The organism is Roseiflexus sp., from assembly GCF_057785375.1.
In genome coordinates, this window is the sequence record NZ_JBYNRX010000105.1 from 1 (window position 1) to 16,841 (window position 16,841).

A 16,841-nucleotide genomic window follows, 5' to 3' on the forward strand; every position below is an offset into this window, starting at 1 on the left:
CGTGGGGGTAGAGCCGGTTCAAGGCTTGGCGGATGGCACGGTATCGGCGTACGTTGTCGCTCATGATTCCTCCTAGGGCTGGGACTCGCCATGGAGTATACCATAAGTCAACCCCCAGAAAAAAAGTGTACGGTAGTGAAATCTCTAATGGCATCCTCAACGACCTGGTGATTGTCGCAGCAAAGACCGACCCGGATCGTGGCGCCAAAGGGATCAGCCTGCTGGTGGTCGAGCGCGGCATGCCAGGATACGAGCGCGGCAGGCGCCTGGAGAAGATCGGGCTGCACGCGCAGGATACCGCCGAACTCTTTTTCCGAGATGTGCGTGTGCCGCGCGATAATCTGCTCGGCGAAGAGGGGCAGGGCTTTCGCTATCTTATGGAACAACTGCCGCGCGAGCGTCTTGCCATTGCGGTCGGCGCCGTCGCTGCCGCTGAAGCGGCGCTGGAACAGACCATCCGCTACTGCCGTGAGCGCGAAGCGTTCGGTCGTCCGCTCGGCGCGCTCCAGACCGTGCGCTTCACCCTGGCGGAGCTGGCAACCGAGGTGCAGATCGGGCGTGTGTTCGTCGATCAGTGCGTGCTGGCGCTGAACCAGGGCGAGTTGACCGCCGAAACCGCAGCCATGGCAAAATGGTGGACGACCGAACTCCAGCAGCGGGTCGTCAATGCCTGCCTGCAACTGCACGGCGGCTACGGCTACATGCGCGAATACCCGATTGCTCGCGCCTTCCTCGACGCCCGTGTGCAGACCATCTACGGCGGCGCAACCGAGATCATGAAAGAGATTATTGGGAGATCGCTAAAACTGGAGTAACATCCCCTTATGTGTCATACTATTATTGAAGAACACCCATAATAACAGGCGCACCCCTGATGTTGCTTCGAAGCGCGTGAAAGTGGTGATATCCGGCGCCGGGTGATCGGTTTGCGAAATATCGTCATTCACCAGTATTTTGCTGTTGACCCGAACATCATCTGGACTATTGCGACACAGCAGTTGCCTGAGTTGAAGACCCTCCTTCAAACAATGCTGCGCGATCTCGAGTAAGCCCCTGAAGGACGCTCTGTTGGATATGGAGATTCCGCCCGTGAACGAAGTACGTGTCGCCATTGTTGGCATGGGTATCGGTAAGGCGAATGCGCGCGGCTTTCTCAACACACCGCGCGCTCGTATCGTTGCGCTCTGCGACATCGCTGAAGAGCGCATGCACAAACTGGCGGCGGAACTCAAACTCTCCGAACCGCTCGCCATGTACACCGACTACCGCGAGATGTGCCGGGATCGCTCGATCGATGCGGTCTTCGTCGGCACACCCAACCAGTTCCACGTGCCCGTCGCGCTCGAAGCCGTGCGCCACGACAAGCACGTGCTCGTCACCAAGCCGCTGGCAGACGCCGTCGCCCCGGCGCGCGATCTGGTCGCCGCCGCCGAAGCAGCCAGCGTTGTCAACATGATGTCGCTCTCAACCCGCTTTTCGCGCGAGACGCAGATCGTCGGCGCGATGGCGGCGCGCGGCGAACTTGGCGAGGTGTACTATGCGCGCGCGCGCAGCGTGCGGCGCAGCGGCATTCCGCACTGGAGTCCGGGATTCGTTCAGAAAGGCGGCGGCGCATTCCGCGATATGGGGGTGCACGTGCTCGACGCCGCCTGGTGGATGATGGGCATGCCGCAACCGGTGAGCGCGGTCGCGGTCGCGGGAGCGAAATTCGGTCCGCGCGGCATCGGATACTTCGACTACAAGCCGCAACCGGAACTGGCGCGACAGTATGCCGCCGACGACTACGCCGGCGGATTCATTCGTTTCGCCAACGGCGCAGGGTTGCAGGTCGAAAGTTTCTGGGCCGCGCACCAGCCGGACGATTTTCAGATCGAACTGTTCGGCACGGAAGCTGGAGTGCGTTGCTATAATCCGCTGACCATCCACCGCACGGTCGCCGGTACGCCGGTCGATAGCACCTACCACGTTCCCAAAGACTGGGAAGGGGTATGGACGGCAATCGCCACCCATTTTGTCGAATGTATTCTCGATGGCGTACCATGTCAGGCGCCGCTGCGCCACGGGTTGATCGTGCAGGAAATGATGGAGGCGGTGTTGCAGAGCGCCGAAACCGGACGCGAAATCATACTCCGATGACCGACCGTTCGTTCATCGTGCGTTCCACTCTCATCATTGCCGTCTGCGCCCTGATGTGCATCATCGTCATCGGGGCGCTCCTCGCCGTACTCCCGCCACCGATCCGGTCGTATGACGATCAGGTTGCATATGCGCTGCGCACGCAGCGCATCGCCTACCGGCAGATCCATTTCGGTGAAATGTATCCTGATCGGGTCAATCGTCAGTATGGCGAGTACGTCGGACCGATCACCATCGCGGTGTATGTTACACTGAACGACGGGCGCGAAGTCGCCGGTTGGATCGAGTGCCGCCGAATGGCGGAGCAGTGCACCCTCTCGCTGCTCGACCTCGACATGCGACGTGCGCCGCTGCCGGAGTTCAGCCGGCAGCGCGCCTGGCCCTGGATGGAATGGCTCGAACGCACGGTTGCCGGTCTATGGAACTGATCCTCACGCATAGCAACACCGACTTCGATGCGCTTGCGTCGCAACTCGCGGCGACGCGCCTCTACCCCGGCGCGCTGGCTGTACTCAATCCGCAGTTAAACGAGAATGTGCGCGAGTTCGCTGCACTGCACCGTGAAGAACTTCCCTTCGTTCGTATGAGCGATCTGCCGCGCGAGCCGGTCACACGCCTGATCCTGGTCGATACCACCACGGTTCCACGCCTGCCCCTGCTGGGTGACGCACCCGTTCCGACGATCATGATCGATCATCATCGTCCAGAACGTGATCTCGCCCCGCACGAGGAGTTGATCTATGCCGATACCGGCGCCACTACCACCATCCTGGTTCAGCGGTTGATGGAACACCATCTTCCCCTGACACCTGGAGAGGCGACCCTCCTGCTTTTGGGCATTTATGAAGACACCGGAAATCTCTCGTTGCCCGGCACGCGCGCCATTGATGTGGCGTGCGCCGCCTGGCTGCTGGATCGCGGTGCGCGGATCGAAGCGGTTGGCGAATTTCTCCGCCGTCCGCTCTCTGCCGTGCAGGAACAGGTGTTACACCAGCTCGAACAGACCATGCGCCTGGAAGACATCAGCGGGTGGATGGCGCTCTTTGCCTGGGCGCGCGTCGATGGGCCAGTGCCCGAACTCTCGTCGCTGGCGCATCGCCTGCGCGATCTGTATGCCCCGGCGGTCATCGCCCTGGCGATTGCGACCGGTGATACGGGAACGCAACTCATTCTACGCGCCGGCGCCGATACACTCGATGCCGGCATGCTGGCAGCACGTTTCGGCGGCGGCGGGCATCGCTACGCCGCCGCAGCATATGTGCGCGGAGTCGATGCCAAAACGCTGCTGAACCGCGTCGAAGCGTCGGTGCGCGAACTGATCCAACCGGCGTTGACTGCCGCCGACATTATGACCCGCCCGGTGCATACCGCGCCGATTGATGCAACGGTTGCGCAGGCGGAGGAGTTGCTGTTGCGCTACGGCCACGGCGCATTACCGGTCGTTAATCACGATGGGGTGGTGCAGGGTCTTATTTCACGCCGCGATCTGGATCGGGCGTTGCGTCACGGCTTGCGCGACGCCCCACTGGCGCGCTACCTCTGGCACGGTCCGACGCTGCTGCCGCCGGACGCCTCGCTCGTCGCCGTGCGCAGTGCGCTTGCCGCCGATAACGGCGATCGCACCGGGCGTCTGCTGGTCGTGGACGCACACAAGCGATTGTTGGGCATTATCACACGGAGCGATCTGCTGCGCGCCTGGGCAGCCGGGCAGGAAGCCGGCAAGAGCGATCATGCAATCGTCAGCGAAGCGCTGGAACGTTTCCTCGATTCGGAACTGCTGGTCATCCTGCGTCGCGCCGGCGCCGTTGCGCAGCGGCGCGGCGCGGCGCTCTACATCGTCGGCGGCGCCGTGCGCGACATGATCCTGGAGCGCCCGCCCGATGATCTCGATCTGGTGGTCGAAGGCGACGCGATCGGTCTGGCCGAAGCGCTGGCAACTGAACTCGGCGGTACGGTCCGCAGCCATACGGCATTTGGGACTGCCACCCTGACACTCGAACGTCTCGACAAGCAACCGTTCACCCTCGACTTCGTGATGGCGCGCACTGAGTTCTACGAGCGCCCCTCAGCCCTGCCCGACGTCGAAGCCGCGTCGCTACGACACGATCTGCACCGCCGCGACTTTACCATCAATACACTGGCGATCTGCCTCAACCCGGCGCGTTACGGCTGGCTCTACGACTTCTATGGCGGGCGACGCGACATTGCCCGCAAATTGATTCGCGTGCTGCACAACCTGAGTTTTATCGACGACCCGACGCGCATTCTGCGGGCAGCGCGCCTTGCTGCGCGGTTGGGGTTCGTCATCGAGCCACGCACACGTGCATTGATCGGCGACGCACTCGAACAGGGCGTCCTGGGGCGCGCCACCCCGCAACGGATTATGCACGAACTGCGGCTCATTCTGGCAGAGGAGCATCCCGAACCAGCACTGGCGCTCCTCGATGATCTGGGCGTGTTGCGCGCCATACACTCGCCGCTCCGGTGGACTCCCGCCATCGCAGAATGGTTTGCAGATGCACGACGGGCAGCCTTCCCTGATGCCGCATTGCCCGATCTTTACCTGGCGCTGCTGGTCTACCCGCTGACCGGTGATGAGCGCACTGCGTTTGCGTCCCGCTACCGGCTGCCGGCAGGCGAAACCCGTCTCCTGGCAGACCTGACGCTGGTGCATGAGCGCATCAAGGCGCTGGGCGCCGAAGCCAGAGGACCCGATCAGCAGATCGCAGATAGCGCGATTGATCGGGCGCTGCATGGAATCGACACTGCTGCACTGCGCACAGCGCAGATTGCCGAACCGCCGTCTGCGCGGCAGTGGATCCAGCGTTATATCGAGCATCTGCGCAGCGTCAAACTCGCGGTTGACGGAAGATTCCTCGAGTCGCTCGGCTTGCGTCCGGGACCCCGCTTCGGCGAACTGCTCGCCGCTCTGCGTGCGGCCCACCTCGATGGCGTCGCCGTCACCCGTGAGGAGCAGGAAGCCTGGATCCGGCAGGCGGTTGTCGCCCAGGGCGCACCGGATGCCGGGCGCCGGTGAGTATAGAGCACAGATACGCACGGATTGCAATGGGTTCGTGCAGATGGTGCGGCATATGCTATTGTTTTTGCAACACGTAGCGTGTCGGGCGGGTCAACTTCACCGCCAGACCTTCCTGGACAGCGCGTTGCAGCCAGGCGCGCGCCTGCTGCGGCTCGATGCCGCAGTGCTGCGCAATCTCGCGCTCGGTCTGTGCAACTCGCAGCGCCTGTACGAGATGGGGCCAGACAATCGGAAACAAATCGATGGCCGGCGCTGCGCCATTCGTATCGACAGGCATCAACGCCAGCGTTGCCTGATCGAGCGATGAAATATCATGAACGCTGCGCTCGTTGCCAGCAGTCGTGTTCATCCCCTTGCCAGGCGACATTCTGGCGGAATGCTCATCGATCGCTTCGCTCTCTCGCAGTAGGGGTGTTGGAACCGATGCTCTGGATAGATCATTGAAGAGATGGTGCAGCGACGCATACTTCGACAACAACTCCTGACTCAGCGAGAGAGCGCCCATCTCGCACAGGCGTTGATTGCCCGGTCCCGCTTTGTCGCTCGACCAGACAAAGAGCGGAACCCACTGTTTTTTCAGACATTCGATGGCGCCGTCCCAGGTTCCGCCTTCGCCTAATGAAGCACTCACCACCAATCCATAATCGCTCAACGTATAGATGTACTTATTGCGCCCCATGGCGTTGCCAACAGAAAAACCCGCTTCGGGATCATATGCAGTGACCAGCGCCAGGTTGCCGTTCCGCAACGCCTGACGATACTTCCCAGATACTGCCGCTCTGAGCAGGCTATCCGCAAGCACGCCGACCGCAGCGCCATCTGCTGCAAGCGCTGCCTGCATCGCTTCGCTGTCCACCCCCCGCGCGGCGCCAGAGATGACCGGTATGCCCTGTATGGCGCACCTGCGGGCAATATCGCAGGTGAAGGCGATTGCGTCTTCGGTAATGCGGCGTGACCCAACGATTGCCAGGCCGCCGTTTTGGAGTAGAAGACGGTTGCCAGCGCCATAGAGCAACGGGGGTGCGATGCGTTCCAAACGCGCCCGCAACCGCTGCGGATAGTCGGAGTCGCTTCTGCTCATCACCCACAGACCTTTGTTGCTCCAGCCTTCGACTGTAAGCGCCAGCGCTCCACCGCGCGCCAGCAGCGCCAGCAGCCGTTCCTGGGATACCGGAGCGCCTGGCGTCGATTTGATGCACGCAACCCCTTCCGGGCGCAACAGATCACCTGGACGCATCTGCTGCGCATGCAACCAGAGCGCCAGGGCATGATACTCCGCTGCACTCAGCGGTGCGACGCTCGACCCGCGTCTGCCGAATGTTCCGCAGAGCAACAGGATCGCCTGCGTATCAGGCGTTAGTTCGTGTTCGATCATGACACGCGCTCTCAATGTCCCTGCACCAGTGCGAGCGCCAGCGGAAAGACCGGTCCACTGCCGGCTTCGCGCAAAAGTGCAGCGACAACCGTAAACGTCCACCCGGAGTCGACCATGTCATCAACCAGCAGAACCGGGCCATCAATGCCGCTCCAGCGATCCACGACAAAAGCGCCCGCGATATTATGCGCCTGTTGAAAACTGTTCTGCATGCGCTTTTGAGGTTCCGTCGGACGAACTTTGCGCACTGCCGCCACAAAGGGCAATCCCAGCCGCTGCGCCAGACGTTGCGCCACATCCGCAACCAGCGTCGGGTGCGTAAGCGATGGAACACAGGTAACCCACCCTGGCGCCGGTTCTGGAAGCCAGCGCTGACGCACCAACTCGACCAGGGCGTCAATAAGCGCATTATCGAAGCGTCCATCGATCTGCTTACCACGTTTCACCAACTCGCCCCAACCGGCATCGCCCCAGATACACAATGCCCGTCCTTCCTCGGCCATTAACGATGGTGATATTCTGCCACGCCATCCATAAACCTGCAATGCGTCGCCGGGCCACATACGACGCGGTTCGATACGCTGGTGATGACGTTGCAAGAAAGCAACCGCCCGACGCTCTAGCGCCTCAGGATAAGTCGGCGATACCAGCGGTTGACCGACACACACAGCGCACTGTCCGCACGGCTGCAGATCGAGATCATCCAGTTCCCGTTTGAGAAAGACCATCAGACATTCGCTAGCATGAACATATTCGCGCATCCGTTCCTGCTCAGCGCGCCGCAGAGTGGTCAGGTCCTCGATCCTTTGTAGATCAAGCGTGTAGTTGACGGGCGTTGCGAACCAGCGGTTGTCGATCTTCGTAACGGGGGACGGCGTTTCCACCGATAATACCTTAAGCGTTTTTTCGATCTGACTGCGTGAGAGGTTGACCCGACTTTCAATCTGCGCCATCGTCAAACCTTCGTCTGCCGACTCAAGCGTGTGCAACACCATCTCAATGTGATCTCGTGGAGGAAATGCGGTCGTGATGAAGTATTCGGTGATATCCTGATCTTCCTTGCCGCTCAACAGAATGCCATATGCCTGATCGATAGCGCGTCCGGCGCGTCCAACCTGCTGGTAGTAGTGAATGACCGATCCCGGTCGCTGAAAATGAACCACAAACCCGAGATCTGGCTTATCGAACCCCATGCCAAGCGCCGTTGTTGCAACCAATACCTTGATACGACTCTCCAGCAGACGTTGCTCGAGATCCTCACGAGTCTGGCTATCGAGGTCTCCCCAGTAGGCGTGCGCATCAATTCCGCACGATTGCAGCCAGGACGCCACACGCTGCACATCACGAACGGTCAGTGTGTAAACAACGCCGCTCCCCGGCAGGTCGGGAATATGTGCTGCAAGCCACGCCAGTCGTTCCGCCTGACTGTCAAGCGCGATGTTTTGCAGACGCAGCGTGTCGCGCGCTAGAGGTCCGCGGACAATCCGCAAGTTCACGCCTAATTGCACCTGAATATCAGCAACGACACGGTTATTGGCAGTAGCAGTTGTTGCCAGGACAGGAATAGTAGGAGGAAGCATTTGGAGCACACGAGCGATCCGGCGGTAATCGGGACGAAAATCGTGGCCCCAATCCGAGATGCAATGCGCTTCGTCAACAACGAACAAGCTGATCGTGTCGGCAATCGGGCGCAGCGCCTCACTGCGGAACTCGTCGTTTGCCAAACGTTCGGGTGCAACGAGAAGCATATCGATACCGCCAGCGTGGAGGCGGGATAGCACGTTGGTCCATTCGTTCTTGTTGCTTGAATTGATCGTTGCAGCACGAACGCCAATACGCTCTGCTATAAGCAACTGGTTGCGCATGAGTGCAAGCAAGGGCGAGATGAGCAGTGTCGGTCCTGATCCACGTTCACGCAACAGGCGTGTCGCCAGGAAATAGACCAGACTCTTGCCCCAACCGGTGCGCTGCACAACGAGCAGACGCGCGCGACGTTCAACCAGATCGGCAATTGCTTCCCATTGACCGTCTCGAAAAGTTGCTGATGGATTGCTTAGCGCCTGCTTTAGAAGATGCTCGGCGTAGTGTCGCAGGTGCATAGATGTCGATAGAGTGAGAACCCCGTTCAGGGCGTGCACGCTTACCCTTATTTTTACCGTTTCAACTGACAAAGTGGTACGGCTATGCGGCTGGAACGTCGCTGAAGACGCCCACACCTGTATGGCGCAGAGAAGAAGCGGCAAGGATTGTGTGTTCGAGCATCACGCTGTGGAAGACAAGCCACAGTCACTTCTTCAGCGCTGCATCCAGGCAGGCTTTGAGTTCGGCGGTATCGAACGGCTTGTACAGAAAACCGTTCGGCTGCAACTGCCCGAAACGCGCCGCCAGGTCTTCACCGGCGTACCCGCTCATGAGGATAATCGGCGCATCAGGGCGAATGGAACGCATCATCTCAAGCGCCTGCACCCCGCTCATAACCGGCATGGAAACGTCCAGCAACACACAGGCGATCATATCAGTGTGTGCGCTGAACAATGCGACTCCGGTCTCACCATCCGATGCCTGAAGGGTCTCAAACCCCAGACGCTCGACCATGCGCGACGCAACCGAACGGACTGAGCGTTCGTCATCGACCACCAGCACAATACCCGGCGATTGGGAGGATGCCGGTTGTGCCGTTTCAATCTGTGATGTCGGGGGCGGCGCCGGGGAGGTAGATTCCGCCGTCGGCGTCTCGACCGGAATAAAGACGCGAAAGATACTCCCCTGCCCAGGAGCGCTTTCGACCTGAATCGCACCACCGTGACTGCGCACAATCCCGAGCGTCGCGGCCAGTGCCAGTCCGCGCCTGCCGGGCTTTGTCGTCACAAAAGGGTCGAACAGATGCGGACGTAGCGACTCATCGACTCCGCAACCGGTATCGCGCACTTCGATGACTGCGTAGCGCCCCGCCTGCATCCCGGCGCCAATGGCGGGGATCGGAAGATGCGCAGCATCAAATGTGCGCTCGCCGGTTGAGATCACGATCTGACCTGTCCGGTCGCCGATCGACTCGGCGGCATTAGTGACCAGTGCGACAATAATCTGACGCAATTGCGTTCGATCGAAACAGACCATCAACGACTCCCGCTCGAACTGATAGTCAAGGGATATAGCGGAAGGGACGACCGTGCGCAGCAGTGCATCTATGGCGCTTAGTGAAGCGTTCACATCGATCACCTCGCAGAGTACCTGACCGCGACCGGTATAGGCGAGCATCTGTTGTGTCAGTTCCGCAGCGCGCTGCACTGCCGCCTCGATCTGTTCCAAACAGGAGCGCACCGGTGAATGTGCCGGCGTGTCGAGCAACGCCAGACTGGTATTCCCCAGAATGCTCGCCAGCAAATTGTTGAAATCATGCGCCACTCCGCCTGCAAGCGTCCCCAGACTGTCGATCCGCTGAACCTCGAACATATTTCGCTCCAAAGCCAGGCGTTGCGCTTCGGCTTCCCGCTGTGCCGTCAGATCGAAGAAAATGACCAGAACCTCGTATGGTTCGCCCGCCGTGTTACGCAGCAACGTCCCTTTGAGCAGCATTGGAACGGTTCGACCCTCCTTTGTCACATAGCGTTTTTCAATCGTCGCCTCTCCATCGGCGGATGCCAGAAGCGCAGCATGCAGGCGGATATGCTGATCATCGGGATGCGCAAAATCATTCACCATCTGCCGACTCAATTCGGCGCGGTCATACTCCAGCACATCGCACAGGCGCTGATTGAACCACTTCAGGCGTCCTTGAAGATCGGTTATCGCCATGGGTGCGGGAGCGCGCTCGAAGGTGCAGCGGAAGCGTTCTTCGCTCTCCTGCAATGCATGCGCCATAGCCCGCTGACGGCGCGCGAGCCGATAGACGCTTTCACCGATCAGGAGAGCCGCCAGCGTTGCCGCTGAGGCGGTCATTGCCGAGTCCCTGAGACTCGGAGCGACCAATGGCAACGTAATAGCGGTGACAGTCGCGCCAATGCCGATGAGGATCAGATAGATGCGCCAGGGAACGATGGCAGCGCTCAGGATGACGGGCCATACCAGGAGATAAAGGATACATTCATAGCCGCGCAGCGCGATCGCCAGCGCGCCCAGCAGGAGCGCCAGCACGCCATACGCCAGGATCAACCGTGTGGGGTGAGTTATCGCTTTCTGGAACACGTCACTTTCTCCCTTCCGGTCATCCAAATTACCGATGATGCTCAAAAGTGAGGACAAATGAAGCGTCTGCTCGTAGAGCGAACAACCAGATGTTGCATAATACTTGCCCGCGTTGACCGTCTTGCAGCTAACGTTGGCTTCGACAGGCTCAGCCAACGTTAGCCGCTCCACGTCCTTCTACTGAGTGGCATTCAGTCAGACAAAATGTTCGAGCGTTCGCCGTGCAAGGCGCAATGATCAACCGACGCCGGCAGGCAGGTTGTGAACGCAGACTGCGCATCAGCGTCAGCAGATCCAGCAGGGATTTCACGTGCTCAGCAAGGGCTTTCGCCCGCAGCGCCCCGGCGTCTCGCCGCGTGCAACGGCAGTATGGTCCAAATGACCGCGCACTGGTATTAGATTGTCCTGGTTTTAGGTGATCGCTCTATAAGAGTATGTCTAATGGCATATTAGGAGTCAAATCCGTTATAGCCTGCGCAGGCAGGCTTCGCAACCGTAGCCCGCGGCTTCAGCCACCGGGCGCAGCGCGAATGCCGGATTACTTTATAAATGTTCACAAAAACGCACCACGTGACGCGCGGCTGGGTAGGCGAAGGCACTGCCTTCGCCTACCCGACGATCTTTCCAGGATAGGCGCTCAGGCATGCTCGTTTAACCTGATTTTACTGCATCAGAGGACAACGTAGTGCGGTTACGCCGTTTCATTCAATCGCCGGATATGAGAGGAATGATCGTCACACGGCGGTGAAGCGCATCCGGTGAAATATGCGGGCACGCGTTGGCAGCACTGCACATGTCGCACCAGATCACCAGACGATCTTTACCCTGTTGTTTGGCGTGTAGCAGTGACTGATCAGCGTATGAGACGAGTGTTTCGATATTTGGAGCATCGATGCGTTGGCTGACCGCAGCGCCAAAACTGGCGCTCACTCGAACCTCGCAGAGCTCGGTTGCAATCGCGTCCATCAGGCGCAAGCGCAGGCGTTCGACCACCGGAACAACCCCGTCACAATCGGTTTCGGGCAGCAACACAATGATTTCCTCGCCACCGTAGCGGGCAAGCAGATCGATCGAGCGCAGCTCACGACGAAAGATGCTGCTGACCGCCTGCAACACCTGATCGCCGATTGGATGACCATAGCGATCATTGATCTGCTTGAAATTATCGAGATCAGCGATGAGCACTGCTAGGGAGTGGCGATGCCGCCGTGCTCGCTCGTATTCACGCACTGCTGCATCGAAGAAGTAGCGCCGGTTGTAGATACCCATCAACGGGTCGGTGATCGCCAGGTGCTGCACTTCGGCAAACAGCCGAGCGTTCTTGATGGTAATCGTCGCCTGCTGGGCGAACATGCTGAGCAGGCGAATATCATCATTGGTAAACACACGCTTGAGATTCGTATCCCCTGCGCTCAAGGCGCCGATCAACTCATTACCCGCCAGCAATGGCACACCTACAACATTTGAAGAAGGCATAGCATGAAAGACGTGCGATCGCCCTTCCCACTGATAGTAGTCATACACCACCAGCGGTTGGCGCGTCTGCGCGACTTTGCCGAGCACTCCTTCGCCAAACGGAATGCGCGTGCCAGCATAATCACGATCCATCCCCACGCTGTAATGGATCCGCAGGTTATGCTGCTCAGGGTCGTATAGCGCAATCATCCCCTGCTTTGCGCGCATGAGCGCAACCATGCGCTCAACAATCGCTTGCAGCACCGTGTTGTGATCCAGATTGCCGATAATATCGGACATCGTATCGTGCAGCGCATCGAGTTGCTGCACGCGCCGCCACAATTGCTCATAGAGGCGGGTGCGTTCAATAGCGACATTAATATGCCCGGCAAGTTCCGTCATCAGAAGAAGGTCGTCTTCGGTCAGCGCCACACCATCGATGCTCTCGATATTGAGCGCGCCAATGACGCGATCGTGGGCGCGCAACGGGACGCAGACTTCCGATACGATGTTGGCCATTACTCCGATAAAATCAGGATCGCTCCGTACATCAGCGACCAGCGTCGGCTTGCCGCTGAGGATGGTGCGACTGATCACCCCTTTGCCGAGCGGAATGCGTTCTACCAGCACTGGGTAGCCCACCTGGTGCTGAAGAATGAGTTCATTACCATCACAAACATAGAGACACACCAGCGTATACCCAAAGGTGGCTGCAATCGACTCAACGACGGTGCGGAAGAGGGCGGGCAGATGGATCTCACGCGCGATGGCTGCACGCACCTGCCCGATAAGATGCAACTCCTGCGCCTGACGCCGCGTGACTGCGTACAGATGACGCAGTTGTTGTTCGCTCTCGTGCAGTTCGGCTTCAACCCGGCGTCGTTCTTTCAGTTCTTCCTGTAATGTTGTGTAAAGACGGGCATTGTCGATGGCAATCGCTGCCAGTTCGGCAAAACGCATCAGTAAGTGTACGCTGGATTCAGCGGCAGGATGATCCGACTCACAGTATGAGACGCCCAATACCCCGATAACTGTTGATCCTGATCGGAGCGGCACGGCAACCACTGTTCCCAGGCGCGACGTATCGATCAAGGGAATACGCCCTTCCCAGAGGCGATAGTCTCTGACGATCATCGGCGCACCGGTTTGCCAAACCCTGCCGCTGACGCCTTCGCCGACATCGATCATTCTGCCACAATGCGCAGCATGCCAGCCAATCCCAATTTGCATCTCCATCTGCGTTCCATCAGGCGTCAGCAGATCGATATACCCGTCGCTCGTGCCTGCCAGCCGGGTCGCATGCAGCATGATCGCTTCCAGAACATCATGCAGATCAAGCCGACTCATGATCGCCAGCGCGATCTCGTGGAGGACCGTAAAGTAATCGTCGGGCGCGAAGGAGTCAGACGCGGGAGACGCTTCGCCCTGGGCGCGCTGCGAGGCGCGCTCAAGCTTGCCCACGCGAGCGCGAAGAGCCTCATTCTCTGCACGGGGCGCTTCGATATCCATACCTGTTGCACCTGTGACAGCCCGGTCGTTGCTCAGGATGCCCGTCTATGCTGCTGCCTGGCATCTTATGCGGCTAATTGTAGCAGACGATCATTAACTGATGATTACAAATATCTGGGAATGTGCATTCTCCTTGTTCCCCAACGTAAGTCTGTCCCGATGAGGAGCTTATGGTATACTGCTGGAGTGCAACATTGTGACTATCCAGGAGCAATGGGCGTGTTGGCTTCGACGCAATCTGCGAGGCAACGGCTATCACAATTATCACCATGTTTCACATCCGACCATTCAACGTTTCCGCAAGCGATTCATCGATGAGTTTGATGCGAGTCGTCCACGGTTCGTTATTCAGATTACTGATGAGGATAAACCATGGGTCAGCGGATTTGATACAACCAGAAGCTTTCCTGAACTTGAGCAGCGTCTTGTAAGAGAATACCGATCGATTTTGTTTGGAGACGGGTTTATCATCTATGAACGTCGCCCCTGATCGCTCATGAGCATTCTATACTTCATCCCGCGCTATGACCCTGCTCTGATGGGCAACCGCATCCATGCCGAGGTGATTAACGCCTGGCGTGAACACGGTATCGATGCCGAAGTGATCACGCTCGCCGCCGGCGTCAACCGGTTGGTCAGCGAGGTGCAAGAGGGGATCACGGTGCATCGCCTGCCGGTCAGTTCCGGCATGGCGCTGAAGAGCCTCAATCGTCTGCTGGCGCTCCCAACCGGATACCCGTATCTGATCGGCGCACTTGTGCACTACCGCCGCTTCATCGCAACACGACGCTACGATCTCGTGCATGTTGAGACGGCATTTCCACTTGGTCTGGTTGCTGCGCTGACGCCGCGATCAATCCACCCGCCGCTCGCCGTGACCCTGCCCGGCGCCGATATTATGAGCGTGCCTGAGTTCGATTACGGGTATGCGCGATTCCTTGCGGTGCGTATGCTGCTGCCCTTTGTGTTTCGGCGCGCCGATACGCTGCGCGCCGATTCGCCGCAGATCCGCTCGCTGGCAGTGCGGTTGGGCGCTCCTCCCGCACAAGTGACGGCTATTCCCTACAATATTACCACCGACAGTTATCCCCCTCCCGGTATACCTATCGATCAGGTGCGCCAGCAGAGCAGAAGAGACATATGTGCGCGCTATAACCTTGATCCCTCCCGTCCGATCATTGTCAGCCTGAATCGCCTTCACCCATTCAAGGGGATTGAATATCTGGTGGAGTCCCTTCCATACGCGCGCGCCGGCGGCATCGATGTGCAGGCGTTGATTGTGGGTCCGAACCGGCGCACGCAGCGATTTGGCGATTATGGCGCATACCTGAAGCGTCGCGCAGAGGAGCTGGGAGTGGCATCGGCAGTGACCTTCGTCGGCGGCATTCCGCACGACCAGACGATGGCGCATCTGGCGGCGGCTGATGTGGCGGTCGTTCCATCGGTCGCCGAGTCGTTCAGCCGCGTCGTCGTCGAGGCGGCTGCGGTTGGCACGCCGCCGATTGTCACGTCCACCACCGGCGTCAGTGATTATGTCGCTGCTGCGGATTGCGGGATCGTGGCGCCGCCGCGCGACGCGGAAGCGATTGGTGCGGCGTTGGTGCGCCTGCTGCACGACCGATCGCTGTGGGAGGCGTATGCGCAGCGGGGACCTGCGATGTCGGCGGCTTTCAATTCACGCACGATTGCCGAACAACTGTTGCGCCTCTATGCGCCATTTCTGTCGAGCAAGGGCGTTCTCGCGCCTGCCGGGTAATGCCATGCGCATCTGCTATGTCGCGTACCCCAACAGTTTGCGGCTGCGTTCTGCCAACGCGGTGCAGACCTATGCGACATTGCGGGCGTTGAAGGCGCTGGCGCCGGACACGCTGGCACTTGTGCCACGAGTCGAAGCCGGCGCCAGTGCATTTGAGGGGCTGGCGCTCCATCTGCCACGGATTGGAATCGGTCGCCTGTCGCGGCTCTATCGCTCGACCCTCTGGTACTACGCCGAGCGCAGCGCCTATGCCTGGCTGGTGCTGGCGATGCTGCTCTGGCTGCGTCTGGTACGCCGTCGGCGCTTTGAGGTCATTTATGTGCGTGAGGCGATCTGTGCATTGTGGCTGTCTCTGCTTGCGCCGCGTTTGACCGGCGCGCGCGTCGTGTACGAAGTGCACGACCTGGAGAGCCGCAACCCGTCGCGCGCGAAAGAGCGCTGGGCGCAACCGCTGTTGCACCTGATTGACCGCCTGACGTTGACGCGACCGGCGGCGCTGACCTCGCTGACAGCGGCATTTCGCGATCTGCTGGCGTCGCTCGGGCTGCGCAACCCGCACGAGGTTGCGGTGCTACCCGACGCCTATGACGAAACGATCTACACGCCACAGGACCGTAGCGCCGCTCGTCGTGCGCTGGGGCTGCCCGATGAACCGACCATCGTGTATGCCGGGTTGACCTTCGCCTATCGCGGGGTTGATCTGTTGCTCGATGCGCTGGCGGATATTCCCGGCGCGCGATTGATCCTGGTTGGCGGACGTGAGCAGGAACGCGCTGCGCTCGTCGTGCAGGCGCAACGCCACAGCATCGGTGGCCGGGTGACGTTTGCCGGTGTTCAGCCGCAGGATCGGATACCGCTCTACCTGGCAGCCGCCGATGTGCTGGTCATTCCCGACACCGTAACCGACGTGACGGCATCGCCGCTGAAGTTGTTCGAGTATATGGCGATGGAACGCGCCGTTGTCTGCCCTGATCTCCCGGCGCTGCGCGAGATTACCGGCGGCGATGGCGCTCTCCATTTCCCTCGCGGTGATTGCGCGGCGCTCGCGGCTGCGCTCCGTATGCTCCTCGACGATCCTGCACAACGTCAGGCGCTGGCACGGCGCGGACGTGAACGGGTAGCGCCGTACACCTACACGCAACGCGCCGCGCGCCTCATCGCCGTGTGTGCACGAGTGGCGCAGGAACGCAACCGGGTGTGCGTTGCGGATGTGTGAGTGTTAAGAATCAACCGGGTGGACGAAGGCAGTGCCTTCGTCCACCCTGACGCCGCCTTCGTCCACCCTGACGCCGCCTTCGTCCACCCTGACGCCGCCTTCGTCCACCCTGACGCCGCCTTCGTCCACCCTGACGCCGCCTTCGTCCACCCTGACGCCGCCTTCGTCC

The 16,841-nt window shown here is 59.9% G+C and carries 11 protein-coding genes and 1 pseudogene; 8 read left to right on the forward strand and 4 right to left on the reverse strand.

What is annotated here, in order from left to right; translation table 11 throughout:
* Window positions 1–125: 125 nt before the first annotated feature.
* From AC3EA7_RS21235 to AC3EA7_RS21255, 5 genes and pseudogenes are all read left to right on the forward strand, one after another.
* On the forward strand, window positions 126–815 hold the full coding sequence (locus tag AC3EA7_RS21235; RefSeq protein ID WP_488616075.1) for an acyl-CoA dehydrogenase family protein: 690 nt from the start codon (window positions 126–128) through the stop codon (window positions 813–815).
* A gap of 87 nt (window positions 816–902) precedes the next feature.
* Window positions 903–1,049 (forward strand): annotated as a pseudogene (locus tag AC3EA7_RS21240) (HepT-like ribonuclease domain-containing protein); the annotation flags it as partial.
* A 40-nt stretch (window positions 1,050–1,089) separates the two neighbouring features.
* Entirely contained in the window at window positions 1,090–2,136 is a 1,047-nt protein-coding gene (locus AC3EA7_RS21245; protein WP_488616076.1) for a Gfo/Idh/MocA family protein, read from the forward strand.
* Window positions 2,133–2,564 (forward strand): hypothetical protein, encoded by a 432-nt coding sequence (locus AC3EA7_RS21250; protein ID WP_488616077.1) that lies wholly within the window; start codon window positions 2,133–2,135, stop codon window positions 2,562–2,564. Before AC3EA7_RS21245 ends, AC3EA7_RS21250 begins: the two co-directional genes overlap by 4 nt.
* Window positions 2,555–5,173: a CBS domain-containing protein gene (locus tag AC3EA7_RS21255; RefSeq protein ID WP_488616078.1), complete on the forward strand. Its 2,619-nt coding sequence runs from the start codon at window positions 2,555–2,557 to the stop codon at window positions 5,171–5,173. The genes AC3EA7_RS21250 and AC3EA7_RS21255 overlap by 10 nt, the downstream gene beginning before the upstream one ends.
* A 58-nt stretch (window positions 5,174–5,231) precedes the next feature.
* Here the strand turns inward: AC3EA7_RS21255 and AC3EA7_RS21260 are convergent, their stop codons facing one another.
* From AC3EA7_RS21260 to AC3EA7_RS21275, 4 genes are all read right to left on the reverse strand, one after another.
* Window positions 5,232–6,551, reverse strand: a complete 1,320-nt coding sequence (locus AC3EA7_RS21260) for a DNA-processing protein DprA (protein ID WP_488616079.1) — start codon at window positions 6,549–6,551, stop codon at window positions 5,232–5,234.
* Window positions 6,552–6,562: 11 nt separating this feature from the next.
* Window positions 6,563–8,650 (reverse strand): RecQ family ATP-dependent DNA helicase, encoded by a 2,088-nt coding sequence (locus tag AC3EA7_RS21265; RefSeq protein ID WP_488616080.1) that lies wholly within the window; start codon window positions 8,648–8,650, stop codon window positions 6,563–6,565.
* 187 nt (window positions 8,651–8,837) lie between these two features.
* Window positions 8,838–10,736, reverse strand: a complete 1,899-nt coding sequence (locus AC3EA7_RS21270) for a hybrid sensor histidine kinase/response regulator (RefSeq protein WP_488616081.1) — start codon at window positions 10,734–10,736, stop codon at window positions 8,838–8,840.
* Between the two features lie 705 nt (window positions 10,737–11,441).
* Window positions 11,442–13,700 (reverse strand): GAF domain-containing protein, encoded by a 2,259-nt coding sequence (locus AC3EA7_RS21275; RefSeq protein ID WP_488616082.1) that lies wholly within the window; start codon window positions 13,698–13,700, stop codon window positions 11,442–11,444.
* A 196-nt stretch (window positions 13,701–13,896) separates the two neighbouring features.
* On the opposite strand from AC3EA7_RS21275, the gene AC3EA7_RS21280 reads away from it, so the two are divergent.
* Genes AC3EA7_RS21280 through AC3EA7_RS21290 form a run of 3 tightly spaced genes read left to right on the forward strand, consistent with a single transcriptional unit; the run spans window position 13,897 to window position 16,672 of the window.
* The gene (locus AC3EA7_RS21280; RefSeq protein WP_488616083.1) at window positions 13,897–14,190 is read left to right on the forward strand and encodes a hypothetical protein; all 294 of its coding nucleotides are present in this window, start codon (window positions 13,897–13,899) and stop codon (window positions 14,188–14,190) included.
* A gap of 6 nt (window positions 14,191–14,196) precedes the next feature.
* Window positions 14,197–15,456: a glycosyltransferase family 4 protein gene (locus AC3EA7_RS21285; protein WP_488616084.1), complete on the forward strand. Its 1,260-nt coding sequence runs from the start codon at window positions 14,197–14,199 to the stop codon at window positions 15,454–15,456.
* A gap of 4 nt (window positions 15,457–15,460) precedes the next feature.
* Window positions 15,461–16,672 (forward strand): glycosyltransferase, encoded by a 1,212-nt coding sequence (locus AC3EA7_RS21290; protein WP_488616085.1) that lies wholly within the window; start codon window positions 15,461–15,463, stop codon window positions 16,670–16,672.
* Window positions 16,673–16,841 lie beyond the last annotated feature (169 nt).